General features: G+C 61.2%; 20 protein-coding genes. 7 read left to right on the plus strand and 13 right to left on the minus strand.

The window, feature by feature from the left end; translation table 11 throughout:
• Positions 1-51: 51 nt before the first annotated feature.
• The 6 genes from HAT86_RS04845 to HAT86_RS04870 form a co-directional block, all read right to left on the minus strand.
• Positions 52-759 (minus strand): hypothetical protein, encoded by a 708-nt coding sequence (locus tag HAT86_RS04845; protein ID WP_167193979.1) that lies wholly within the window; start codon positions 757-759, stop codon positions 52-54.
• Positions 756-1,586, minus strand: coding sequence for an ABC transporter permease (locus HAT86_RS04850; RefSeq protein WP_167193981.1), 831 nt, complete (start codon positions 1,584-1,586; stop codon positions 756-758). The genes HAT86_RS04845 and HAT86_RS04850 overlap by 4 nt, the downstream gene beginning before the upstream one ends.
• Positions 1,583-2,980, minus strand: a complete 1,398-nt coding sequence (locus HAT86_RS04855; RefSeq protein WP_167193983.1) for an ABC transporter permease — start codon at positions 2,978-2,980, stop codon at positions 1,583-1,585. The genes HAT86_RS04850 and HAT86_RS04855 overlap by 4 nt, the downstream gene beginning before the upstream one ends.
• A complete protein-coding gene (locus HAT86_RS04860) occupies positions 2,980-4,077 on the minus strand; it encodes an ABC transporter ATP-binding protein (protein ID WP_167193986.1) in 1,098 nt (365 codons plus the stop codon). Before HAT86_RS04860 ends, HAT86_RS04855 begins: the two co-directional genes overlap by 1 nt.
• An 81-nt stretch (positions 4,078-4,158) precedes the next feature.
• Entirely contained in the window at positions 4,159-5,280 is a 1,122-nt protein-coding gene (locus HAT86_RS04865; RefSeq protein WP_167193988.1) for an extracellular solute-binding protein, read from the minus strand.
• Between the two features lie 262 nt (positions 5,281-5,542).
• Entirely contained in the window at positions 5,543-6,565 is a 1,023-nt protein-coding gene (locus HAT86_RS04870; protein ID WP_167193990.1) for a GlxA family transcriptional regulator, read from the minus strand.
• 250 nt (positions 6,566-6,815) lie between these two features.
• Between HAT86_RS04870 and HAT86_RS04875 the strand changes: the two genes are divergently transcribed.
• The 5 genes from HAT86_RS04875 to HAT86_RS04895 all read left to right on the plus strand — a co-directional run bounded on the left by HAT86_RS04875 (position 6,816) and on the right by HAT86_RS04895 (position 12,225).
• Positions 6,816-7,715 (plus strand): 5-bromo-4-chloroindolyl phosphate hydrolysis family protein, encoded by a 900-nt coding sequence (locus tag HAT86_RS04875; protein ID WP_167193992.1) that lies wholly within the window; start codon positions 6,816-6,818, stop codon positions 7,713-7,715.
• A 9-nt stretch (positions 7,716-7,724) separates the two neighbouring features.
• On the plus strand, positions 7,725-8,924 hold the full coding sequence (locus HAT86_RS04880) for a toxic anion resistance protein (protein WP_167193994.1): 1,200 nt from the start codon (positions 7,725-7,727) through the stop codon (positions 8,922-8,924).
• An 8-nt stretch (positions 8,925-8,932) separates the two neighbouring features.
• Positions 8,933-9,892 carry a DUF2927 domain-containing protein gene (locus HAT86_RS04885; RefSeq protein WP_167193996.1) on the plus strand — a complete coding sequence of 320 codons (960 nt, stop codon included), beginning with the start codon at positions 8,933-8,935 and terminating at the stop codon, positions 9,890-9,892.
• A gap of 32 nt (positions 9,893-9,924) precedes the next feature.
• Positions 9,925-11,040, plus strand: coding sequence for an SPFH domain-containing protein (locus tag HAT86_RS04890; protein ID WP_167194108.1), 1,116 nt, complete (start codon positions 9,925-9,927; stop codon positions 11,038-11,040).
• Positions 11,041-11,106: 66 nt separating this feature from the next.
• Complete coding sequence (locus HAT86_RS04895; RefSeq protein ID WP_167193998.1) at positions 11,107-12,225, plus strand: TFIIB-type zinc finger domain-containing protein; 1,119 nt, start codon at positions 11,107-11,109, stop codon at positions 12,223-12,225.
• A 106-nt stretch (positions 12,226-12,331) separates the two neighbouring features.
• Here the strand turns inward: HAT86_RS04895 and HAT86_RS04900 are convergent, their stop codons facing one another.
• A complete protein-coding gene (locus HAT86_RS04900) occupies positions 12,332-12,745 on the minus strand; it encodes an Hsp20/alpha crystallin family protein (RefSeq protein WP_167194000.1) in 414 nt (137 codons plus the stop codon).
• Positions 12,746-12,866: 121 nt separating this feature from the next.
• Between HAT86_RS04900 and dtd the strand changes: the two genes are divergently transcribed.
• Entirely contained in the window at positions 12,867-13,304 is a 438-nt protein-coding gene (gene dtd, locus HAT86_RS04905; RefSeq protein WP_167194002.1) for a D-aminoacyl-tRNA deacylase, read from the plus strand.
• 3 nt (positions 13,305-13,307) lie between these two features.
• On the opposite strand, the gene HAT86_RS04910 is transcribed toward dtd, so the two are convergent.
• Positions 13,308-14,564, minus strand: a complete 1,257-nt coding sequence (locus HAT86_RS04910; RefSeq protein ID WP_167194004.1) for a M24 family metallopeptidase — start codon at positions 14,562-14,564, stop codon at positions 13,308-13,310.
• A gap of 94 nt (positions 14,565-14,658) precedes the next feature.
• On the opposite strand from HAT86_RS04910, the gene HAT86_RS04915 reads away from it, so the two are divergent.
• Positions 14,659-15,516, plus strand: a complete 858-nt coding sequence (locus tag HAT86_RS04915) for a LysR family transcriptional regulator (RefSeq protein ID WP_167194006.1) — start codon at positions 14,659-14,661, stop codon at positions 15,514-15,516.
• Positions 15,517-15,526: 10 nt separating this feature from the next.
• Here HAT86_RS04915 and HAT86_RS04920 read toward each other — a convergent pair whose 3' ends face one another.
• The 5 genes from HAT86_RS04920 to HAT86_RS04940 all read right to left on the minus strand — a co-directional run bounded on the left by HAT86_RS04920 (position 15,527) and on the right by HAT86_RS04940 (position 23,620).
• On the minus strand, positions 15,527-16,720 hold the full coding sequence (locus tag HAT86_RS04920) for an HlyD family efflux transporter periplasmic adaptor subunit (RefSeq protein WP_167194008.1): 1,194 nt from the start codon (positions 16,718-16,720) through the stop codon (positions 15,527-15,529).
• Entirely contained in the window at positions 16,717-18,978 is a 2,262-nt protein-coding gene (locus HAT86_RS04925; RefSeq protein WP_196780513.1) for an ATP-binding cassette domain-containing protein, read from the minus strand. Before HAT86_RS04925 ends, HAT86_RS04920 begins: the two co-directional genes overlap by 4 nt.
• On the minus strand, positions 18,975-20,303 hold the full coding sequence (locus HAT86_RS04930) for a TolC family protein (protein ID WP_231125817.1): 1,329 nt from the start codon (positions 20,301-20,303) through the stop codon (positions 18,975-18,977). Before HAT86_RS04930 ends, HAT86_RS04925 begins: the two co-directional genes overlap by 4 nt.
• A gap of 75 nt (positions 20,304-20,378) precedes the next feature.
• Complete coding sequence (locus HAT86_RS04935; protein ID WP_167194010.1) at positions 20,379-20,939, minus strand: hypothetical protein; 561 nt, start codon at positions 20,937-20,939, stop codon at positions 20,379-20,381.
• Positions 20,837-23,620 carry an Ig-like domain-containing protein gene (locus HAT86_RS04940; protein ID WP_167194012.1) on the minus strand — a complete coding sequence of 928 codons (2,784 nt, stop codon included), beginning with the start codon at positions 23,618-23,620 and terminating at the stop codon, positions 20,837-20,839. Before HAT86_RS04940 ends, HAT86_RS04935 begins: the two co-directional genes overlap by 103 nt.
• Positions 23,621-23,729: the final 109 nt, after the last annotated feature.

Here is a 23,729-nt window from a genome sequence, read left to right on the forward strand (position 1 = left end):
GTTTTGTGCGTTTACAAAAACGTCACATACCAGAGCCGGCCCTGTAAAGACTTATCCGTCGCGGTCTCGTGCCCGGAACCGTTTCCGATAGACCCCGCGGTCCTCGCTCAGCGCGCGTTGCACATCGCGGTTGCGGGCGATGTCATCGCCGCTCATTTCGCCGATCTCAAGCCCCTGCCCGCCACGCGGAACGGCGATAACCTGCGCCACCGGCGTGCCCTTGGGCAGCGTGCCTTGGAAAGACGGATCGGTCCAGAGCGCCGGGAAATGCACATAGCCATCGCGAAAAAGATCGCCGTCGACAACGCCTGATAGGCTGCGGAACGGCAGGTCTTCACGGTTGAGCGGATGGGTGAAGAGCAAAGACCAGCCTTCCGGCACCTCAAGGGTCCAGAAATTCATGAACTTCACCACCGCATTGCAGGTCAGCCGAAGGGGCAGGCCGCTGGCCTGTTCCGGCACATGCAGCCCAACCGGCGCGCGCGAGATCAGCGCATCCTCTAGAATCGGTGGATCCCAATCCCAAGCGATCTCGCCATCTGCGATATGCAGATCGGTGGCCAGCGGAACGATCACACCGGTGGCCAGCGCATCAATCATCGGCGGGCAGTGTTTCAGCGTGCGCACCGCCACGCCACCAAGGCTGGCGGCGTCGACTTCGGACGGCATGCTGCGCAGCCATTCCGGCAAAGCCGCCGCTGCGGGCACGGGTGGCGGTAGGATCGACCGCAACTGCGGATGGCACCGCGCGCGGATCACAGCTTGGCCTCGCGCCGCGCCAAAACCGTGTGGACGGTGGCCGCCAGAACCGTCAGGGCGATGATCACCGTGCCGACCGCGTTGATCACCGGCGGGTGGCCATTGGGGTTGCGCGCCATGGCACCGATCTCGGTGGCAAAGGTGCAGGCCCCGCCCTTGGCAAACATCGTGGTGTTATAATTTTCCATGGATGCCATGAAAGCGATGACCCCCGCCGAGACCAGCGCCGGGAAGAGATACGGCAAGGTCAGCCGCCGAAAGACCCGGAATGGCGTCGCGCCAAGGTCCAGCGCGGCCTCTTCCAGTTCGATCGGTTGGCGTTGCAGTCGCGCCATCAGGATCAACATCGGGTATCCGGCAACAAAGGTGGTTTGCGCCATAATGATGGTGAAAAGCCCGGCATTGACCCCCAGCCGCCCCCAGAACACCAGCGCCGACAGGCCCAGAACGATGCCGGGCGCCAGCATCGGTGACAGCAGCACCCACCACAACAGCCCATTGGCCCGGCTGCGCCAGCGGGTCAGCAGAACCGCCCCGGCAAGCCCAAGGATCAGCGACAGCGGCACCACGAACGCCGCAATATACAGCGAATTGCCGAAACAGCCGACAAAGCGATCCCGGTCCAGCGCCCGCAGCACAGGGTCGGCGCGCATCTCGGCCTCGGGCATCCAGAAATAGGCGTACCACTTGCCGGTCAGACCCTCCCATTGGGTAACGGACGGCGGCGACGTGTCGTTGACGCTCGACAGCACCATCAGCAAAAGCGGCGCGAACATGAAGATCAGGAAGGCCCATGTATAGGCGGTCAACAAGCGTTGCGATGTCATTGCACCCTCGCAAAGTCTTTTAGCCGCGTGCGCATGAGCCACATGAACAGCCCCACGAGCACGAAACAGACCACCGTATAGGCCAAGCTGTAGGCGGCGCCGACATTGGAATTCTGGCTTTCGAAAAACTTGTTATAGATCGTTTGGCTGAACCATTCGGCCTGCAGCCCACGGCTGATGATCCGTGGCACGGAAAACGCCCCGGCGGACAGCATGAAGGTGGCGATTGCGCCCACGGCGATGCCCGGTTTGGAGTGCGGGATGATGATCCGCCAATGCACCCGCCAGGTGCTTGCACCCAGATCCTTGGCCGCCTCGATCTGGTTTCTGTCCAGCGTGCTCATCACGTTGTAGATCGGGAACACCATGAAAAGCACATAGGTGTACACGATCACCACGAAGACAGTGCCGGGGAACCGTTTGAACTGCACGGGCGCGTCGATCAGGTAGAGCCATTGCAGCAGGCCATTGAGCAGCCCGTTATTGTCGATGATCACGGTCCACGCATAGACCCGCATCAGTTCGACAATGGCATAGGGAATGACCAGCCCAAGAAACAGCCAAACGGCACGTTCGGGCGTGGTGGCCAGCGCCACCTTGTAGGCCATCGGGTAGCACAGGATCAGCGCCAGCCCGGTGGCGGCGATGGCAAAGGCCAGCGTGCGGGCCAAGGTGATCAGGCCGATGCGTTCAAAGACTTTGCCATCCTCTTCGAAGCGCAGCCCGACAAGCCCCATAAGCTTTTTCGACAATTTGGCGTCTTCGATGATCTTTTGCTCGGGCGACAGCGGGATCATCCGCGCCGCCACCAGCCAGCCGAAATTCTCCAAAGTATACGGGTTGGCCTGCGCCTCCCGCTCTTTCAGATCGCTGTAGAGCGTTTTGGCCATCTGGGAAATCTCGGCGGCTGTGCGCTTTTGTGAGTCGATAGGATCACGGTCGGAAACGGCCAACGCAGGCAGGCCGTAGGTGGTATCAAGATAGGCCGTGGCCTCGCCCCGGTCACGCACCAACGCGACATGCGTATTGGCCCTGTCGCACTGCAGGATATAGGGCCGCGTCGCGCCCGCCTGGGTGGCCCCACCCGCAGACGGCACCGCCAAACCAGTGGCCGAGGGAACAGACATCCCCGAGGCCGAGGGCACAGCCATGCCCGCGCCCGACGCGTCGGCGTCCGGCGCGGCGTCTTGGATTTCCAACACCGAAATGCAGGTCTGCGCATCGCGCGACAGAGTCAGCGCCACCGAACTGTCCAAGGCCCGTTTTGGCGCCGTCATCGCCCGTTCCAGCATCGTCAGCTGGGGCAAGATGATCAGCACGAGCCCCCAAACCAGAACCGCCCCGAAGAAGAACGCGGTCAGCGGCCCGCCATAGCCTTTCAACAGCGACTTCATTAGGCCACCATCTCTTGACCGGTGCGCGCCAGCGGCCCGGCGGGCAGGATGACAGCGCGCCCTGAGGGAAACCCGATCTCGGCCGCCCCGTCGGCGGGAATCGCAACCTGCCCGTCATTGGTGACATGCACTGCCAACTCGATCCCTTGCGCGTCGAAAAACAAGTTCAGAAACGCCCCTTCAAGGTCGCGCCGCATCAAACGCGCGGACAAGCCGTTTTCGGTATGGCCCAAGCGCATGGCCTCGGGCCGCACGAACAGCATCGCGGCATCCCCGGCCCCCAGATCAATGGGATTGCGGGCGCGGAACCGGCCAAGCGCGGTGTCGATCTCGGCCAAGTCGCCATTCACGGCCACGACCCGACCATCAATCCGGTTGGCCTCTCCGACGAAAGAGGCGGCAAAGGCGGTTGCGGGCGCGGAATACACCTCGTCGCCGGTGCCAACCTGCTCGATCCGTCCCTCGTTCATCACCGCGATCCGGTCCGACATGGTCAGCGCCTCGCCCTGATCATGGGTGATGTAGATAAAGGTCACGCCGGTCTGGCGTTGAATGGCGCGCAGTTCGGCGCGCATATGCTGTCGCAATTTCAGGTCCAGCGCCGAAAGCGGCTCATCAAGCAGCAGAACGGCGGGCTCCACGGCCAGCGCGCGGGCGATGGCCACCCTCTGGCGTTGTCCGCCCGACAGCTCGCTCGGCGTCTTGTCGGCCTGATCGCCAAGCGCCACCAGATCAAGAAGTTTCTCGGCCCGCGCCCGGCGTGCGCGCCGCGACAGGCCACGCGCCTCCAGTCCGAAGGCGACGTTCTCCCAGATCTTCATCAAGGGGAACAGCGCAAGGTTTTGGAAAATCAACGCCGTGGGGCGTGCATTTGGCCCGATACCGACCATGTCTTGCCCGCCAATCAGAACGCGCCCGCCGGACGGCTCGATAAACCCCGACACGGCACGCAGGATCGTTGTTTTGCCGCAGCCCGACGGCCCGAGAATGGAAAAGAACTCGCCCGCTTGAACGGTCAGGTCCGTGGGATGCACGGCCCTGAAGCCATTGGGATAGGTGATCGACACATTGTCGAGCGTGACGTCGTTGCCGCGCATTTTGCCCCCGAAAACAAAAGAAAAATGGAGAGAGGCGCAGACGCCTCCCTCGCGTTTTTCACGTTAAGTCACGCCTGAAAATCAGGCGTTCGTGATGATCTCGACGAACTCATTGCGGATCGGGGCAAAGAACGGCGTGTCCGCCTGCCACCACCACATGTTGCCCAGAACCTCGGCGGTGTAGACCTCGTTGAACTGGCGTTTGAAGTCGTCCGAGGCAAACTCAGCCGCCCCGACAACGGCCGAGTTGTAGCCGGTGTTGTTGGCGAACATACCACCCGTTTCAGGCTGCAGCATGAAGTTCATGAAGGCCACCGCTTGCTCGGGGTTCTCGGCCTGCTTGAGCATGCCAAAGCTGTCGAGCCACGTGATGATGCCTTCCTTGGGCGCGCGATACACAAAGTCAGCGTTTTCGCGGTTCAAAAGCAGACCAGTGGTATCCCAGGTTTGACCAATGACACAGCCAGCATCCTTGAACGCGGCGGTTGCTTCGGTGGCGTTGTTCCAGAAGGCCCCGAAATTTTCCTTGCGTTCGATCATCCAACCGGCGACGCCCCCCCAGACACGGCGGGCCTCTTCTTCGGATTTGTAGACATCCAGCATCCGGTTCGACGGCACTTCGCCGATGGCATCAAGGTAAAGACCCGTTCCCATGATCACGGATTTCTGGCGGAAGGCGGCGGCGCCCTTGGCCTCGTCGCGCCACAGATCGCCATAGCTCAGGTCGGCATCCGTAATGTTAAGCTTGACGCGGTTCAGGGTCAGACCCTCGGTGCCCCAGTCGAAGGGCAGCAAGATCTGCTGGCCGTTATGCACACCGCCCAACGTGGCGCTGTCGCGCAGGAAGGACGGGATCACGTTGTCGATCTTCACCTCTGCGGGCACTTCGGCAAAGAAGCTGTCGCCGTTGTCGTCGATGTATCCAGCCGCGTTGGTGATCGACGGGAACACGATGTCAAAGCCCTTGCCGCCATTGGCGCGGATGGTCGATTCGGCCTCGTCGTTCGAACCGAACGTGGTCAACTCAAGCTTGATACCAGTATCGGCCTCAAATTTTTCGGCGATATTGGGCTGAATGTAGTCCTGCCAAGCCAGAACCTTGACGCTGCCCGAAGAGGCAAGAGCATCGGTGGCGCGCAAGATCATCGGCGCGGCAAGCGCGGCGGCACCCATCTTGATGGCAGTACGACGATTGGTGTTCATGATAGCAACCTCGTTGTCAGTTTTTGGCCCGGTCCGGGCTCTGCCGGGTGGCTACCAACGGCCCGATTCATCAAGATGACGCTTTTGCTACAAGGCTGTGACAATTCAAGCCGTGGCCATTGTCTCGGGCGGGTTATCCCACAGCTCGCGCAACAGCAAAGCCGCGCCCATCCGCCCGCAAGGCACCGATTTTGAAGACAAAAAACCAGACTTTCACGGCCTGTCGCGCGTGCAGCGGCGTTGGACGGTTGCGGTGCTGCCCCTAGCCTGCGCCGTCGCTTGCGCTCCATTTCTTGCGGTAGCTGCGCGGCGACATGCCAAAGCGCTTTCGAAACCGGGTGGCCATTTGCGAGGCGCTGTTGAACCCTGTTGCGGCGGCGATCTGGGCCACGCTGAGATCGGTTTCGTTCAACAGCGCATGGGCCCGTGAAATCCGCAGCTCGATATAGAATTGCGCCGGGGTGCTACCGACATGGGCGGTAAACAGCCGCTCAAGCTGACGGCGCGAGATGCCGACCTGTTCGGCGATGTCCTCAATCGGCTGGGGGGCCTCAAGGCTGTCATTCATCGCATGCATCGCGGCGATCAGGTGGGCGTTGCGGCTGCTGAGCGCAAAGGAAAACGCCGACTTCTGTTTGCGATCCTGAAAGTTCGAGCGCACATGCAGGCACATATCGGCCACGATGGTCGCCAGATCGCCGCCATGGTCGCGTTCGATCAGGTCCAGCATCATGTCGGTTGCGGCGCTGCCGCCACCGCAGGTCACCAAAGGGCCGTCGATTTCATAGAGCGCGCCGGTTGGTTCGAGATCCAGAAATTTTTCTGCGAACGCGGGCTGGTTTTCCCAATGCAGCGTAAAGCGACGCCCTTGCAACAGGCCCGCTTGCGCCAAGGCGAAGGCACCGGTGCAAATGCCGCCGACACGACACCCGAACGCGCGTTGACGCCGCACCCATTGCACCGCGCGGCGGCTGGCGGTGGTCGTGGGTTCGATCCCCGCGCAAACAAACGCCAACGCATCGCGGGGCACATCGACAAGCCCGCTATCGGGCGTGATATGCACGCCGCTGGAACAGGTCACCGGGCCGCCATCTTCGGTCATGACATACCAGCGATACAGTTCGCGCCCCGCCACCTGATTGGCCACGCGCAGCGGCTCGACCGCCGAGGTGAAGGCCAAAAGCGTCAGCTTGGGCAGCAACAAGAAATACACGTCACGCGGTGGCCCATCATAGGCCACGGTGAAACTGGCCGCCCCGCGGGGCACAAAAGATCGCGCTGTCATCAGGCCGTCATAGCATTGTCGCTAAAGCGGGGTAAGGTCGAAACAACGCCACCGCGCCGCCCACCAACCCGGCGACAGGCAATGCGCCGCCCGGCCCAAACTTCCCCCTAGCAAGCCGGGGCTTCATCGCCTAAGTTCTTTTTGTCTTAACAAGGTCCGGGGGCCTTATGACTGTTACAGGGTTGCAGAAACTGGCGTTTTTCCTGCTGGTGTTACTGATTTTCTACGTGTCCATCGCAGGGGGCGCGTAATGGCGCAGCGTTATGGCGGAAAACACAGCCCCGATGGCGCGCCTGCCGGTGCCAATGCAGCCCCGAACACCGGGCCGTATCGCGGCGCCAAGCGCACCAAGGCCGGGGGCCGGGTAAACCTGTTGTTTCTGGCGCCTTTGCCGCTGATCTGGAAGGCGTTCACATCCGACCCGGTGATGATGGCGCTGTATCTGGCCGCACTGGGCCTGTTGATCTTGGCCGCGTGGCTGACCCGAGAGGGCATTCTGGCGCAAGAAGCCTATGAGGCGCGCAAGGTGGCGCGCCGCCCCGCCCTGCCGCGCAAAATCGTCGGATCACTGGCCACAGGCGCGGGCCTGTTCGTGGCCGGGCTCGCAGGCTTTGGCCTGATCGAGGCCGGGATCTTTGCCATTTTGGGCGCTGTCATCCATTCCTTTGCCTTCGGTCTGGACCCGCTAAGCGACAAGGGCGTGGATGGCGTGGATATGTTCCAGACCGACCGTGTGGCGCGCGCCGTGGACGAGGCCGAACAGCACCTGACCGCCATGTCAGAGGCCATCAAGCGCGCCGGCGACCGACAGATCGAGGCCCGCGTCGAGCAATTCAAGACCACCGCGCGCGAATTGTTTCGCACCGTCGAAGAAGACCCGCGCGACCTGACCGCGGCGCGCAAGTACCTGTCGGTTTATTTGCTGGGCGCGCGCGATGCGACCGTGAAGTTCGCCGATATCTATGGTCGCAACCGCGATTCGCAGGCCAAGGCCGATTACGTCGCATTGCTGGATGATCTGTCGGGCAACTTTGCCGCGCGCACCGAAAAGCTGCTGCGCGATGACCGCAGCGATTTGGACATTGAAATTGGCGTTCTGCGTGACCGCCTGCAACGTGAGGGCATCCGCCCGGACAGCAACAACGAGTGAGGAATTACCATGTCGGACACCACACGCCAGAAAGCCGAGGCCGCGCTGGCCGATGTCGAAGAAGTAAGCCGCGCCATCCTGCCGCAACCGGCCGAGGCCAACGCCATCGTGCCACTTGAACAGGCCGACGCGACAGCCAGCGGCGAAATTCGCAAGCGCATGGACGAGATCGACATGACCGACAGCAATTCGATCGTATCCTTTGGATCGGCCGCACAGGCGGAATTGCAGGAAATCTCGCAATCCATGTTGCAGGGCGTGCGCAACAAGGATGTCGGCCCGGCAGGCGATAGCCTGCGCGGCATCGTCACGACGATCCGTGGCTTTTCAGTGTCGGAACTGGATGTCCGGCGCGAGCGTAAATGGTGGGAAAAGCTATTGGGCCGCGCAGCCCCCTTTGCCAAGTTCACCGCGCGGTTTGAAACCGTTCAGGGCCAGATCGACAAGATCACCGATGATCTGCTGCATCACGAACATACGCTGCTAAAAGACATCAAGTCGCTGGACCTGCTGTATGAAAAGACACTACAATTTTATGATGAGCTGGCGCTTTATATCGCGGCGGGCGAAGAAAAGCTGAAAGAGCTGGACGATACGCATATCCCCGCAAAAGAGGCCGAAATGCAGGCCGCGCCCGAGGGCGATCAGGTTATGAAAGCGCAGGAATTGCGCGATCTGCGCGCCGCCCGCGATGATCTGGAACGCCGGGTGCATGACCTGAAACTGACCCGTCAGGTGACGATGCAATCGTTGCCGTCGATCCGCTTGGTGCAGGAAAATGACAAAAGCCTTGTGACCAAGATCAACTCGACCCTCGTGAACACCGTGCCACTTTGGGAAACGCAACTGGCGCAGGCGGTCACGATCCAGCGCTCGGCGCAGGCCGCAGCGGCGGTGCGCGATGCCAACGATCTGACCAATGAATTGCTGACCTCGAACGCAGAGAACCTGCGCGAAAGCAACAAGATGATCCGCGAAGAAATGGAGCGCGGCGTGTTTGACATCGAAGCCGTTAAAAAGGCCAATGCCGATCTGATCGGCACCATCGAGGAAAGCCTTCAGATCGCCGATGAAGGCAAGGCCAAACGCGCCGCCGCCGAACAGGATTTGAAGAAAATGGAGACCGATCTGCGCGACACGCTGGCCGCCGCCAAGTCTCGCAAGGATGGCGTCGGCGACACCGCCGGCACATCCGTGCCAAAGGCCTGAGCCGAGCGATGCGCGTGCGGCGGCTCTCTCGGCACTGCGCAACAGGGCTAGCGTTGCTGGCCCTGTCCGCCTGCGTGACAGCCAACGCACCGCCCCAGACCAAACCGCAGGCGCGGCCCGCCGATGTGGCGATGCCCGACGCCCCAATCGATGCTGGCCCGTCGCGCGCCAGTCAGGCCATGACCCGGTATTACTCCGCCGTGCAGGCCGATCTTTTGGCCCAAGGGCTGCTGCGGACCGATGGCGGCGGGGCCGACACGCCCTATACCGACACCGACGTGATCCGCAATTTCGAGCGGATCGCGTTTTACGACGAATACGAACGCAACGCGGGTTTGCGCCGATCCAACGGCAGGCCGGTGGGTTTACGGAAATGGACAGGCCCGGTGCGCATCGCCGTGGAATTCGGTGACAGCGTCCCCGAAGCACAGCGCCCGATGGATCGTGACATGGTCAGTGACTATGCCAAGCGGCTAGCACAAGTGACGGGCCATCCCATCGCAACCGGGCGCCGCAACCCGAATTTTCACGTGCTGATCATGGGCGAAGATGATCGCGCGCAGGCCGTTGACCGGATTCGCCAGATCGTGCCCAATATCAACTCGGCGTCGATTGCGCTGTTTCGCACCCTGCCCCGGACAATTCATTGCCTTGTGGTTGCATTCTCATCGTCGGAAAACGATCACAGCTATGGGCGTGCGATTGCCTTAATCCGGGCCGAACACCCCAAACTGATGCGCCAATCCTGTGTTCACGAAGAAGTGGCGCAGGGGCTTGGACTGGCCAACGATAGCCCCCATGCACGGCCGTCGATCTTTAACGACGACGACGAGTTTGCCTTGCTCACCTCGCTTGACGAAGAATTGCTAAGCCTGCTTTACACCCCGGACCTCAAACCCGGCATGTACCCCGACGAGGCGCTGCCCATCGCGCGGCGCATCCTGACCGGGACCGATGGGTCCATCTGAAACCACAAGACGCCCCCAAGGAGACCTGCATGATGGGTATTTTCGATTTTCTGACCGGCGAGTTCATCGACGTCATCCATTGGGTCGATGACACCCGCGATACCATGGTCTGGCGGTTCGAACGCGAAGGCCATGAAATCAAGTATGGCGCCAAGCTGACCGTGCGCGAAGGACAATCGGCGGTGTTCGTCCATGAGGGGCAGTTGGCCGATGTCTTCACCCCCGGCCTTTATATGTTGGAAACCAACAACATGCCGGTGCTGACGACGCTGAACCACTGGGATCATGGGTTCAAATCGCCGTTCAAATCCGAGATTTATTTCGTCAACACCACGCGGTTCAGCAATCTGAAATGGGGCACCAAGAACCCGATCATGCTGCGCGATCCCGAGTTTGGCCCCACCCGCCTGCGCGCCTTTGGCAGTTACACGGTCAAGGTGGCCGATCCGGCGCGGTTCCTGTCGGAAATCGTGGGCACAGATGGCGAGTTTACGATGGACGAGATCAGCTATCAGATCCGCAACATCATCGTGCAGGCATTTTCGCGGATCATCGCGGGCAGCGGAATCCCTGTGCTGGACATGGCCGCCAACACCGCCGATCTGGGCAAGCTGGTGGCCGCCGAGATTTCCAAGGTGGTGGCCGAATACGGCCTGACCATTCCGGAATTCTATATCGAGAACATCTCACTTCCGCCCGCTGTGGAAGAGGCGTTGGACAAGCGCACCTCGGCGGGGCTGGCAGGGGATCTGGGCAAATTCACCCAGTATTCCGCCGCCGAAGCGATGACAGCCGCGGCCAAGAACCCGTCCGGCGGGGCCGGCATCGGTGCCGGGCTTGGCATGGGGATGGGCATGGCCATGGCGCAGCAGATGGCCAACCAACAAGGGCCATGGGGCGGATCGTCTCAGGCCGATCAAGCCGCCCCGCCGCCCCCGCCGGTGGAACATGTCTGGCACATCGCCGAGGGTGGCGAAACCAAAGGGCCGTTTTCCAAGGCCGCCATGGGGCGCATGGCCAGCGATGGTAACCTGACCCGCGATACCTATGTCTGGACGGCGGGCCAAGATGGCTGGCTGCGGGCCGAAGATGTGGCCGAGCTGGCGCAACTGTTCACGGTTTTGCCGCCACCGCCGCCCGGCGCGTGACCACTGGGCGGCCCGCCATCCGCACGCCCTGCTGTTTGTTGTCCTTAGCCAAGGCCGGTTTCGTTCATGCCCCTGCCCGACACACACGCGCCCATCGAAGAACATCGCTTTCCCTGCGATCAATGCGGGGCGGACTATCGGTTTGATCCCAAGGCCGGGCGCTTGCTGTGTGATCACTGCGGCCATTCCGAAGACGTGGCGCAAGCGGGCCCTTGGCAAAGTTCCATTCGTGAATTGGATTTCCGCCGCGCCTTGGCCCATGACCTGCCCGAGCAGGACATCGAAGAAACCCGCGTTGCCACCTGCCCCAATTGCGCCGCGCAAGTCGAGTTTGACCAGACCCTGCATGCCAAGGAATGTCCGTTTTGCGCCACGCCGGTGGTCACGGATACCGGCACCCACCGGCATATCAAGCCCAAGGGCCTGTTGCCCTTCGCGCTAAGCGAAGACAGCGCCCGGCAGGCGATGACGGATTGGCTGGGCGGTTTGTGGTTCGCGCCCGGCGGATTGCAGGACTATGCCCGCAAGGGGCGCAAGATGCAGGGCATCTACGTGCCCTACTGGACCTTTGATGCCGACACACGGTCGGCCTATCGCGGTGAACGCGGCACGGTTTACTATGAAACCCGCACCGTCACCCGCAATGGCAAGCGCGAACGCGTGCGCGTGGCCAAGGTGCGGTGGCGGGCGGTGTCGGGCCGGGTGGCGCGGTTTTTCGACGATGTGCTGGTGCTGGCCTCGCGCAGCCTGCCCAAGCGCTTCACCGATGGGTTGGAGCCGTGGGATTTGTCGGCGCTTGAGCCCTACAACCCTGAATATCTGGCGGGCTTCCGCGCCGAGGGCTACGCGGTTGAATTGGACGACGGCTTTGCCGAGGCGCGGCAGATCATGGATCGGGTGATTGCCCGAGACGTGCGGTTTGATATTGGCGGCGACCGGCAGCGTATCCACGATATCCAGACCGAGATGGGCAATATCACCTTCAAGCATATCCTGCTGCCTGTCTGGCTGGCGGCTTACAAATATCGCGGCCAGACCTATCGCTTTGTGGTCAATGGCCGCACGGGCCGGGTGCAGGGTGAACGGCCATGGTCGGCTTGGAAAATCACACTTGCGGTTCTGGGTGCGCTGCTGATCGGTGGCGCAATCGGCTATGTGATCGCGCGCGAACAAGGGGTTTTGTGAGTGTGCGACACCTCGCGCGCGCTATCCGTGCCGCGCGCGTCACCTCGAAGCGTTGTGCGACGGTCCGGAGGCGAGGTGCCGCATGATCGCGCGACCAAGGCGCGCCTTAGGTTTTTTGGATCGCAACCTTCTTGGCCTCACCCACGGCGCTGCCACGCTTGGGCACAGATAAGGTCAGCACGCCGTCTTTCAGGTGCGCCTCGATCTTGTCGCCATCGGCATCGGCCGGCAGGCGGAACGTGCGGCTGAACGACCCGTATTGGCGTTCCGAGAAGAACCACGTATCGCCTTTTTCCTCGCGTTCGTGCGTTTTTTCGCCCGTCACGGTTACCACGCCGTCATGCACCGACACGTCGATGTCCTTTTCAGCCACGCCGGGCAGTTCGATGGAAATGTTATACGCGTTAGCGTTCGACGAGGCATCCGACGCGGGGGCAACCAAATCGGCGACGCGTTGCCCGAAATTGCGCATTGGTTCATACACAGACGGCCAGAAGCCGGTTTGCGATTTCTCAACCATAGTGCCAACTCCTTTTTTTATTTCAGGCGGTGACAATGCCGCAACCTGCATCACTGCGCATTGACTTGCGTCAATCGCTTGGCCCATGCACATAGGGTCACTCTGACAAAAGGAGCCGCCAATGCGAGCCTTGTTGCAACGTGTCGCCCATGCCTCGGTCACCGTCGATGGGCAGGTGATTGGCCAGACAGGTCCGGGCCTTTTGGTGTTGGTCTGCGCCATGCAGGGCGATACCGAAGCGCAGGCCGATCAATTGGCGACCAAGATCGCCAAGCTGCGGATTTTCACTGATGAGGCGGGCAAGATGAACCGCTCAGTGCGCGATATCGGCGGCACGGCGCTTGTCGTCAGTCAGTTTACCTTGGCCGCCGACACAAGCCGCGGCAATCGGCCCGGATTTTCCACCGCAGCCGCCCCGGATGAGGGCAAGCGCCTGTATGAATATTTCGCGGCACAACTGGCCGCGCAGGGTGTGCCAGTAGAAACCGGGCAATTCGGCGCCGACATGAAGGTCGAGCTGTTGAACGACGGCCCGGTGACGATCTGGATGGAAAGCTGACGGCTAGCGCAACAGCGCATCCTCGAACGGAAACTGTGACAACAGGTCAACCCCGGTGTCGGTGACCAGCACTTGTTGCTCCAGCTTCACGCCTTCGCGGCCGCCCTCTTCGCCGATATAGCTTTCGACACAAAGCGTCATGCCGGGCAGGATTTCCCCATCGTAGCCCGCATCGGGAAAATCCCCGTGGTGATAAAGATAGGGATATTCCCCGGTCATCCCACAGCCATGCGCCGACAGGTAATAGCGGTTGGCATAATATTTGTCGGGGATGTCCCATGCCGCGTTCGCATAGTCACGAAAGGACATGCCGGGGCGCAAAATGCCCATATTGTACTGCACTTGTTCATGCGCCACTTTGTACAGCTCACGCTGCGTTTCGGTTGGCGCATCGGGCCCGGAATGGAAGGTGCGCGAAAAATCGGCGTAGTAGCCGTGGCAGCCCACGACATCGGTATCAAGCGCGATCAATTGGTTTTCCCCGATCACATTGTTCGAGGTTTCCTGAAACCAAGGGTTCGTGCGCTCCCCAGCATTCAGCAGGCGGGTTTCCACATAATCGCCGTTCTGCGCGATAACGGATTGGTGCAGGACAGACCACAGTTCAGCTTCGGTCAGGCCGGGGCGGATGGCGTCGCGCAGCTTGCCAACCCCAACCTCGGTTGCGCGGAGCGAGGCGATGACGCATTTCATTTCCTCAGGCGATTTGATCGCGCGGGCCATCTCCACCGGCTCTTGCGCATCGACGATGTGCAGCCCTTGATCGCGCAGGGCAAGGGCGCTGCCGGCGTTCAGCCGCTCCAGCCCCACGGTGGCCCCTGTGCCGACCAAACCGGCAATCAGATCGGCCATGTCAGCGGCCCATGCGCGTTCGCGTTCCGCGATATGCGGGCCTGCGGCCACGAAACTGGCGGTTTTGGCCGGGCGCACCTCGTCCACGGTTTCAAACCCATCGGCCAGATGCAGACAGCCGGTGAATTCGAACAAGATCGACCGATCAGCCGTCAGCAACAGGTAGCGCGAGGGCGCATTGCGCATGGAAAACACCTGCATGTTGCGGGTGCCGGTGGCATAGCGGATGTTCACCGGGTCGCTAAGGATCACCGCACCAATACCCCGCTTGGCCATTTCCTGTCGCACACGGCCCTGCCGATAGAGGCGGACGGCGCGTAGGTCGATGCCTTCGTTCTCGGGGGTGCGTTCAAGCCGCGCCAAGCCATCCAAATCGCTGCGTTCGGCGTGCCAGTCAAGTTCGGGCATGTCTGATCCTTTGCATTCCGTCAGGCGATTTATTTATCACTCATCCCACAAGGAAAACCTTGGAAATTCTTACTCCATTGCATAACTTTTGGTTATGTCAATCAAACGCAATTCCCTGCCCCCGCTGGATACGCTGTTATTTTTCGACAGCGTGATGCGGCATGGCAGTTTCACCCAAGCCGCAAGCGAATTGCACGTCACGCAGGCGGCTGTAAGCAAACGCATTCGCCAGCTTGAAGATTGGCTGGGTGTCGCGCTTTTCATTCGCGACAAACCCAGACTGACGCCCACAGCGGCGGCCGACAGCCTGTTTGAAAAAGTGGGCGTGACGCTGGAGTTTCTGGCTCAAGGGCTAGAGGCCGTGCGCGCGCCGGATGATCCGCCGGTGACCCTTGCCGCCATGGGGGCGGTTTCGATGTTCTGGTTGCAGCCCCGGTTGCGCGCGTTTGCCTTGGGGGAAACCGCCTGCCCGATCAACCTGACCACCACCGACCACCCGCGCGACCTGACCGCGCCTTCGCATGATTTGACGGTGCTTTATGGTGACGGCCAGTTTCCGGGCCGCCGGGCACAATTGCTGTTTTCTGAAACGTTGGTCGCCATGGCCGCACCGGGGGCGGATCACGCGCAGGCGCCATTGCTGACCTATCCGCTGCGCGGCCCCGACTGGATCGGCTGGGACAAATGGCACGCACAAACCGCGCATCGCGCATTGGCGCACCATCCGCGCCTGCCCTGCGCCAGCTATGCGCAATCGGTCGGGCGGGCGTTGCAAGGCGACGGGATCGTTCTGGGAAGCCTGCCCTTGCTGGAAGACGAGGTCAGGCAAGGCACATTGGCCGCGTTGCCCGGGCCGCGGCTGGACACCGGCAAAGGCTATTATCTGACCATGCCACAAGGCCGCGTGGCCAGCGATAATGCCAGCCGTCTATGGGCCTTTCTGGCCGCATAGGCCAAGGGCATCACGGCTCGCGGAAGGCTTCGCGCGATTTATAAAGCGGCTTGAGCAGGTATTGCAGCACGGTTTTCTGTCCGGTGTGCAATTCGGCCTGCGCCTGCATGCCGGGGCGGATTTCGATGCTGGACTGGCGCGGCGTCAGCGCCGTCATATCCACCCGCAAAGTCACCTGGTAATGCGGGTTTCCATCCGGATCGCGGGCATTTTCATCCTTGAAGGTATCAGCCGAGATAAAATCCACCACCCCCTTGAGCGTGCCATAGATCGTGTAATAATAGGCCGACAGCTTGATTGTCGCCTCTTGGCCACGGCGGATATTGGCGATGTTCTCAGGCGCAACGCGGGCCTCCACGAACATTTCCTCGTCCAGCGGGATGATTTCCAAAATCTGTTCACCGGGGCGCACGACACCGCCGATGGTGGTGACGTTCAGGTTGTTGACGATGCCGCGCATTGGGCTGGTCAGGACAGTGCGGTTCAGTTGGTCCTGACTGGCCTTGAGGTTCTGTTTCAACGTGGCCAGTTCGCTAAGCGTTTCGGAATACGCCTGCGCGCGGTCCAATTCGGTTTGCGTCACGACCTCGTCATAGCGTTTTTGTGCTTCGGCATGGTCCTTGCGGGCGCGGGTGACTTCGATCAGGGCCACGACGTTTTTCTTCAAAAGATTTTCCATCAGCTTGCGTTCTTCCGCCGCTTGATGAAGCACCTCTTTCGCACCTTCACTTCGCTTGACGTAATCGGCTTGCCGCGCCTTCAGCAGCGCCTTTTCCGAGGCGACCATTTCAGGGCTGCGTTTGGCCAGATCGTCTGGCACGGTAAAATCAAACTGCCCGGCCAATTCGGCCTCAAGCCGCAGGCGGCGGACGTCCAGGGCGTTGATCTGATCGTGCAGTTCCTCGACCGAGGATTTGAACTGCGTGCCGTGCAGGCGGGCCAGCGTATCGCCACGCTCGACGATATCGCCTTCTTGAACCATCAACTGGGCCAAAATACCGCCTTCAAGGTTCTGAATGATCTGTGGCCGCGAGGATGAAACGAACTCGCCATCGGCACGGACAATTTCATCAACCCAGGCAAACGCCGCCCAAAGGATAAACAGCCACACCGTCACGGCGCATAGCCAAATGGTCAGGCTGGGACCACGCAAACGATCATTCAGTTGCGCGACAAGGGCGGTTGCACCGGTGGCTATGATCATGACCCTCCGGTCGGGGCTTGGGCGATATGCGCCAAAACCTGATCGCGCGGGCCGTCCACGGCCATGCGCCCATTTTGCAAGATCATCGTGCGATCGGTCAGTTGCAAGATCGGCACGCGGTGTGTGGCGATCACCGCTGTGCGCCCCTCAAGCCACGTTTCCAGACGACTGACCAATGTCCGCTCCAGCGTTTGATCCAGTGCTGCCGTGGGTTCATCCAGCAGGCAAATGCGCGGGTCTTGCAGCCACAAACGCGCCCAACCAATCGACTGGCGCTGCCCTTGGCTCAGCCCCTGCCCGCCATCGCGAATTTCCAGATCCAGCCCCTTGGGATGCGATTTGACAAACGGGCCAAGCCCGGCGAAATCCAACGCCCGCATCAACCGGTCATCATCGCGTTCCAGAAGCGTCAGGTTCAGGTTTTCACGCAAGCTGCCGGTGAACAGGCGCACATCTTGGCCCAGATAGCCCACCAAACGGCGCAGATCGCGGGCCTCGATCTGGTTCATGTCGGTGCCGTCCAGCATAATCCGGCCCTTGGCTGGCGCATAAAGCCCCGACAAAAGCTTGAGAAACGTGGATTTGCCCGACCCGTTGGCTCCCAGAATGGCCAGTTTCTGCCCCGGCTGAATGGCCAGTGCCGGGATGTCCACAACCGGTGCCGCCCCTTCGTCATAGCCAAACTGCACCTCGCGCAACTCGAACCCGCCCGCTAGCGTTTCGCGCCGCAGATAGGCGCGATCTTCGGCGCTGTCTTGTTCGGCCATGGCGATTTGATCCATTCCGGTCAGGGCCGATTTGACATTGCTCCAGCGGGCCATCGTCCCGGCCAATTGCGTCAGCGGGGCCAATGTGCGGCTGGTCAGGATCGACACGGCAATGATCGACCCCACGGTGAATTCGCCCGCAAACACCAGATAGGTGCCCATGATAATCGCGGCCACATAGGTGGCCTGTTGCACACCTTGGCTCCAGAACGTCAGGGTCGAGGCCAGTTTGCGCTGCTCACTGGATTTCATCGCCTGAAGCGTGGTCAGTTCCCGCCACAACCGGCGAAAGCGGTCTTCGGCACGTTGGGTTTTCAAGGTGTCCAGCTCGAATATCGCCTCGTGCAACAGGCGCGAGGATTTCGAGGATGCGCCTTGGGTTTCCTGCGTCAGGCGGATCATCTTTTTTTGCAGGAAAAACCCCGGCAGAACCATCAAGATCGCGCCGAACACCAGCACCCAGACGACGTTCCCGGCAATCGACGCCACCAACAGCAGGAACACGAAAATAAACGGCACATCCGCCAAGCTGCCGATGGTCGAGGCGGTAAAGAATTCCCGAACCGAGCCAAACTCCCGCATGGCCGAGAACAACTGGCTTGGCGCGCGGCCCGCCACCTCGGAGCGCATGCCAAGCAAGCGGTTCATCAAAAGGCTCTGCACGTTCAGTTCAATCTGCCGCCCGGCCCCGTCCATCAAACGCGCGCGCGCAATTTTCAGGAACGCCTCCATCATCAGGGCCAGACCGGCCCCACCGGCCAACACCCAAAGGGTGGCCTGCGATTGATGCGGGATCACCCTGTCGTAGACCTGCAAGGCAAACAAGGCCACCGCCACGGCCAGAAGGTTGGCCACAAAAGACCCCAGAACCACTTCGCCGAAATGACGGCGAAAGCCCGCGAACTGGCTCCAGAACCAATGTGGCGCGGCGGTGTCTTCGGTATGGGCCTTTGATATCGTCCCAAGCGGGGCTTCGGCGCGGACGATGATGCCGGTAAAATAGGGCTCGAACTCCGACAAGGGCACGGTCGCGCGGTTGTCGGTGCAGGTGGGATCATAGATCACCAGATCACCGCGGTCCTGTTGCAGCACCAAAATGAACTGCCCGCTGGTCATTTGCGCCAAGGCGGGCCAGTGATCGCCCAGACACTGCGACACGCTTTCCACTTCGGTCAGCAGACCAACAGCGGCCAAACCATCGGCCAAGGCCTGCGGTTGCGGCTGATCCCCGGTGACATCGCTGGACATCATCGCCTCAAGGATATCACGCGCCATCACCTCTTGCCCAAGGATCGCGGCATAGGTCGCCCCCAGCTTGGCGCGCGCCTCGGCACGTTCGCCAAACCGCGAATTGATCTGCGGCTCGGGCGGCGGGGTTTGCACGGCGTTTGCCACGCGTGGGGTCTCGGGGGCCGTGTCGGAATTGGACACGGCGCGCAACCGGCGGCGCACACCGCTGGTGATCGACAGGGCTGTGGGCGCTTTGCTCAAATGCTGCCCCCGTCCGCCAGCAGACCAAGGTGGCGCGCAATCTCAAGCCGCGTCTTGGCCAGTTCATATTTCAGGTCCAGATGCGCTGTCTGACGCGCGGCAAAGGTTTCATACATGCCGACCACATCCATCACCTGCCGCTGACCGGCCTTGTATTGGCGTTGGAACAAATCAAGATTTGCCTTGGCTTGCGCGGCCAATGTGCTGGCCTCGGTCACCTGCCGCGACAGGGCGTTGCGGCGGCTGTCAAGGCGGCGCAGCTTGCGCTCGGCATCTTCGCGGGCTTGGCCCACCCGGCGTTCGGCGGCATCGCGCGCGGCGGCTGTCGCTTTCAGGTTATCGCCCGTTCCAAGGCCCAGCAATTGATCGGACGAGATGTTCAACCCGATGTTGGAGCCGTTTTCATCCACCGAGCCGCCTGCGGTCAATCCCGGCAAAAGGCCCGCGCGGTCAATCTTGGCCTGCGCGATATCGCGTTCCTTTTCCGCCTCGGCCCGCAAAACCTGAAGCGGCTTGGCGTTCCCGGTCTCCGGCATCAGATCGGTCAGGCCCTGCACCCCGTCCAAGGGCTGTGCCGACATCGCGTTCAACTCGGAAAAAGCTGCGGCCTCGGCCTCCTGCTGCGCGGCAAGGGTCGAGCGTATCTCAGAGAGCTTCTGGCGCAGCACGTTCAAGTCAGACATATCCGACACGCCGCCTTTGACGCGCTCGTTCATCACCCACTCGAAATGCTGCATGTCTTTCAGCGTCTGTCGTTCAAGCGTGCTGCGGTCGCGCGCTTTCATGGCGTCCAGATACAGCCCAAGCGCCGTCAGAACACGGTCATTGGTATCCTCGGACAGTGTCACGGCGGCGACTTCGACATCGGCCTTGGCAAAAGCGCGTTCGGCCTTTTTACGGCCATTGTCGAACAGAACCTGTTCCACCACCAACTGAGTCACCAGATCACCAAGGCTGGTCAGACTGATATCCGGCCCGATGCGCGGCAACCAGTTTTTTGAGGCCGCCTTGGCGCGCAAGCGGGCGCTGCGCAATTCGGCCTCGGACGGGCGGCTATAGGCGGCAAGAACGGGCTGCGCGACGCGGTCATAGGCACTGTCAGTGGGCAAAATGCTGCGGCGCGATTGCAATGCGGTGATAACCGTCGATTGCGCCGCCTCTTTTTGGCGCGCGGTCAGGTCTGCATCGGGTGATTTTGACAAAAACCGCGACACCTGTCCGCCTTCGGCGGTCTGTGCACCGTCGCCAAGCGACATGCACCCCGACAGGCCCAACACCGCCAACAGGCCGAGTGCCCTTTTTGTTGATCCGTCCCACTGCCCCATGACTGCCCCTTGACCGGTAGCTTGTTATCTTTTGGCCACGCCCGGACAAATGCCCGCGCGCGGCCCGATCACGTATCAGGTGACGATGTCGATATCCTCGTCGACCACGATCGTCGCATCATCGCCAAGGCTGTAGATGTCGAAGCCCGCAGGCTCATCCGCCGAACCGGTCACCGGTTGCGCGCCGTCGATCGTCAGCTTGTCGTCGCCACCGCCACGAACCGTCAGCGTGTCGCTGTTGTCGGACAGGGCCAGCAATTGCTCTTCGGTGATCGTCAACTCGCCACTGGCGCCACGCGAACTCAGGTCAATGGTTTCCACATTGAAGCCATTCAGCGCCGGGTTGGCCAGATCAACATCGGTGGCGTTCACCTCGTCAAGGACCAAGTATGTGGACGAGGCATTGCCTGCTTGATCTGTCGATGTCACCAAAAGCTGCGAGCCATCGGGGATCGGGGCTGAGTTGCCGGACCCGTCAACGAAGGTGTGATAGGTTTGCGAACCGACCGGTGTGCCCGTGACCTCCAGCGGGGTCACGCCACCTTCGTCGATCTGGTGGAACGACACGGTGTCGCCCGTCGCGTCTGTGCCGACCACGCTGTAGCCGCCGTCCAACTCTTCGCCGACAAAGCGCACCAAGGGCTCTCCGGGCGCGACCATATCATAGGCGACCTGCCCTGTGGCCGTGCCGGGATTGCCGTAGTGTCGGTCGCGCGGATGGTCATCTGTGCGGTGCCCTCGTCATTGGGAATATCACCGCGCGGCACGGTGATCGACCATGCGCCCGTGCTGTCACCGGTGGCGAGATATGTTTCGCCAAAGATATCCACCTCAACCTCCGAGCCCGGCTCGACCGTGCCGGTCAGTTCCAGACCGTCGCGCGCCGCGTCGAGATTGGCAAAGCCGTTGACCGCCCCCACCGTTTCACCTTGGGCAAGGTTCTTGACCTCGGTGTCGATCAACACACGGCCGTCGATGTTGTCGAGGTTGCCAACCGGGTCTTGGACCCGGACGATCATATCCGCCTCACGGGTGCCACCGGGTATCACGCCGCCATCAAACACCGCCGTCCAGTCACCGCTGTCTTGATCCACGGAAACACGCGCCGGAACGCCGTCAATCTCGACCCAGACTTGCGAGCCGGGTTCGACCGTGCCGGTCAATTCGAACCCACCATCGGCAAGGCTTTGATTGATGACGTTCATGCCATCGGCTGTCATCGGCATGCCGGTGGGCGCAGCCATCGACAAATCATCAACCAGCGTGTCCACCTTCAGCATATGGCTAAGGGAATAGCTGTTGTCATGCTCGTCGGTGATCGTGGCGGTCAGTTCCGGGTTGTGATCGCCGGGCACCAGATCGGCTGTATCGTAGAATTGCTGCCATTCGCCGGTGGTCTGATCGGCCTGCACTGTGTAATCGACATCACCCAAGGTGACGACGACGGACGCGCCGGGATCGGCGGTGCCGGTGACCATCACACCATCTTCATAGACTTCATGATTGATCACGCCATTATTGCCAACCGCGTCGCCGTTCAGGGTCAGGCTGCCGGCTTCGGTATCCACCTCGACGGCTTGGGTTAGTGTCCGGGTGTTGCCGGCGGTGTCTTGCGCGATGATCTGCACATCCTGCGTATACTCGCCCGGCGGAATCTGATTGCCGTCAAAGCTGGCGGTCCATGTCCCGTCGGCGTTCACCTGCGCTTCGACCACCTCGTCAAAGAATTTGAGCGTGACGGTCGATTGCCCATCCTCGACCGTGCCGGTCAGGGTGAAGCCATCGGAAATTTCGCTGCTGTTGATCACGCCGTCCGAACCGCCGATCTCTGCCTGATGGCTGAAATCGCGCACTTCAAGATCGACACGGATAGTTTCCGATGTCTCGGTTACGTTGCCGGCATCGTCCACCGTGCGCGCCGTGACGGTGGCGTCGTATTGTGTGTCGGGCAAGGCGTAAGGGTCAAACTCGGCCTCCCACGACCCATCGTCAACGGCCGTAACAGTTGTGCTTTGGTCACCCATCGACACAACAACGGTCGCGCCCGGTTCGGACATGCCTGTCACGACAAGGCCCTCGTCATCGGCCCAATCCTTGTTGACCAGCCCGTTGTCGCCGACCTGATCGGCGTTGATCTGCAAATCATTGTAGATCGTATCGATGGAAATGGTCTCGGTGATCGTGGAGCTATTGCCGAACCCATCGGTTGACACGATCGTGACGTCTTTGTCGTAATCGCCCTCTTCCAGATCGTCGGGATCAAACTCAACCCGCCACGTGCCATCCTCACCGACTTGGACAGTCTCTGTCACCTCGTCGATGGTCACCTCGACAGTCGCGCCAACCTCACCCGTGCCAGCAATTTCCACACCGTCGCGGAAATCGTCATCATTCACGATATGTCCGTTCGACACCAAACCATCGGTCACCCCGACGTCGGGCGCGGTGGTGTCAATAGTGATGGACGGCCCGTCCAGCGTGGTTTCCGTGCCATCAGGCTCGGTCACGGTCGCGCTGACATCGTATTCGCCATCCTCGGGGAAGTCGTCCCCTTCAAAGGTCGCCTCCCACTCGCCGTCATCATTCGCGGATGTATCGACAGTCTTGTCACCGATGCTCACCTCGATATCCGAGCCCGGCTCGGCCTCGCCGGTGATGGTGATCGACGGATCCGAGGCATCATCGCCGCCAATCACGATTGGGGCGTCTTCGTTCACGACAGGCTCGATCCGCGGAGGCCCGCCAATGATGCCGCCACCGACACCGCCGCTGCCGCTTCCGTCGCTGCCACCTGCCAGCAACGAGGTCGCCGCCAAACCAGCCACACCAACACCGGCCGCGCCCAACAGGCCCGAACCACCCAAGCCAAGCAGCCCTGCACCAAGCATCGACACCTCGTCGCCGCCCGCCGCGCCAGCCGGTCCGGCCACGTCCGTGCTCTCAAGGAAAATCAGCTCATCAGACGGGCTCCACTTGCCCCATGTTTCGGTTGGGCCATACTGTGCATACAGCGTGCCATCGGACCCTTCGACCAGAGAGACCTCGTTGAGATAGCCATCGGCACTTATGAACAATCGGCTGCCCGTGGCACCATCGGCCCCGAAATACCCTTCAAGCACGACAACGCGGCCATCCGCCAGCGACAGGATCAGGTTGCCCCCGTCCCGCTGATAACCCTCTATGTCGATTTGCCGGAGATTAAGAGAGATTTCCTGCCCATTTGCCGCAGGGATCACCGTGACCTCATCCCCCTCAGGGATTGATCCACGATACACACTGCCCGCATCTGCGCGGGCCACATACTCAATAGCCTTCATTACACTCACCACTCTACCTCGATCCGCGGCGCCTCGTTTGGTGGACGCTACATTGATCCTCTTCAAAATCGATACAGGAAAACCAATACAATCGCTAGGGGATTTTGAC

It is taken from the genome of Roseovarius gahaiensis, assembly GCF_011601345.1.
Classification (GTDB): Bacteria; Pseudomonadota; Alphaproteobacteria; order Rhodobacterales; family Rhodobacteraceae; genus Roseovarius; species Roseovarius gahaiensis.

What these genes read in the sequence shown, in the direction of transcription:
- HAT86_RS04940 (WP_167194012.1), bottom strand. Translation starts at nt 23,620, where the DNA reads ATGAAGGCTATTGAGTATGTGGCCCGCGCAGATGCGGGCAGTGTGTAT.
- HAT86_RS04880 (WP_167193994.1), top strand. Translation starts at nt 7,725, where the DNA reads ATGTCGGACACCACACGCCAGAAAGCCGAGGCCGCGCTGGCCGATGTC.
- HAT86_RS04895 (WP_167193998.1), top strand. Translation starts at nt 11,107, where the DNA reads ATGCCCCTGCCCGACACACACGCGCCCATCGAAGAACATCGCTTTCCC.
- HAT86_RS04915 (WP_167194006.1), top strand. Translation starts at nt 14,659, where the DNA reads ATGTCAATCAAACGCAATTCCCTGCCCCCGCTGGATACGCTGTTATTT.
- HAT86_RS04900 (WP_167194000.1), bottom strand. Translation starts at nt 12,745, where the DNA reads ATGGTTGAGAAATCGCAAACCGGCTTCTGGCCGTCTGTGTATGAACCA.
- HAT86_RS04850 (WP_167193981.1), bottom strand. Translation starts at nt 1,586, where the DNA reads ATGACATCGCAACGCTTGTTGACCGCCTATACATGGGCCTTCCTGATC.
- HAT86_RS04930 (WP_231125817.1), bottom strand. Translation starts at nt 20,303, where the DNA reads ATGGGGCAGTGGGACGGATCAACAAAAAGGGCACTCGGCCTGTTGGCG.
- HAT86_RS04860 (WP_167193986.1), bottom strand. Translation starts at nt 4,077, where the DNA reads ATGCGCGGCAACGACGTCACGCTCGACAATGTGTCGATCACCTATCCC.
- HAT86_RS04865 (WP_167193988.1), bottom strand. Translation starts at nt 5,280, where the DNA reads ATGAACACCAATCGTCGTACTGCCATCAAGATGGGTGCCGCCGCGCTT.
- HAT86_RS04885 (WP_167193996.1), top strand. Translation starts at nt 8,933, where the DNA reads ATGCGCGTGCGGCGGCTCTCTCGGCACTGCGCAACAGGGCTAGCGTTG.
- HAT86_RS04855 (WP_167193983.1), bottom strand. Translation starts at nt 2,980, where the DNA reads ATGAAGTCGCTGTTGAAAGGCTATGGCGGGCCGCTGACCGCGTTCTTC.
- HAT86_RS04910 (WP_167194004.1), bottom strand. Translation starts at nt 14,564, where the DNA reads ATGCCCGAACTTGACTGGCACGCCGAACGCAGCGATTTGGATGGCTTG.
- HAT86_RS04890 (WP_167194108.1), top strand. Translation starts at nt 9,925, where the DNA reads ATGGGTATTTTCGATTTTCTGACCGGCGAGTTCATCGACGTCATCCAT.
- HAT86_RS04875 (WP_167193992.1), top strand. Translation starts at nt 6,816, where the DNA reads ATGGCGCAGCGTTATGGCGGAAAACACAGCCCCGATGGCGCGCCTGCC.
- dtd (WP_167194002.1), top strand. Translation starts at nt 12,867, where the DNA reads ATGCGAGCCTTGTTGCAACGTGTCGCCCATGCCTCGGTCACCGTCGAT.
- HAT86_RS04870 (WP_167193990.1), bottom strand. Translation starts at nt 6,565, where the DNA reads ATGACAGCGCGATCTTTTGTGCCCCGCGGGGCGGCCAGTTTCACCGTG.
- HAT86_RS04920 (WP_167194008.1), bottom strand. Translation starts at nt 16,720, where the DNA reads ATGATCATAGCCACCGGTGCAACCGCCCTTGTCGCGCAACTGAATGAT.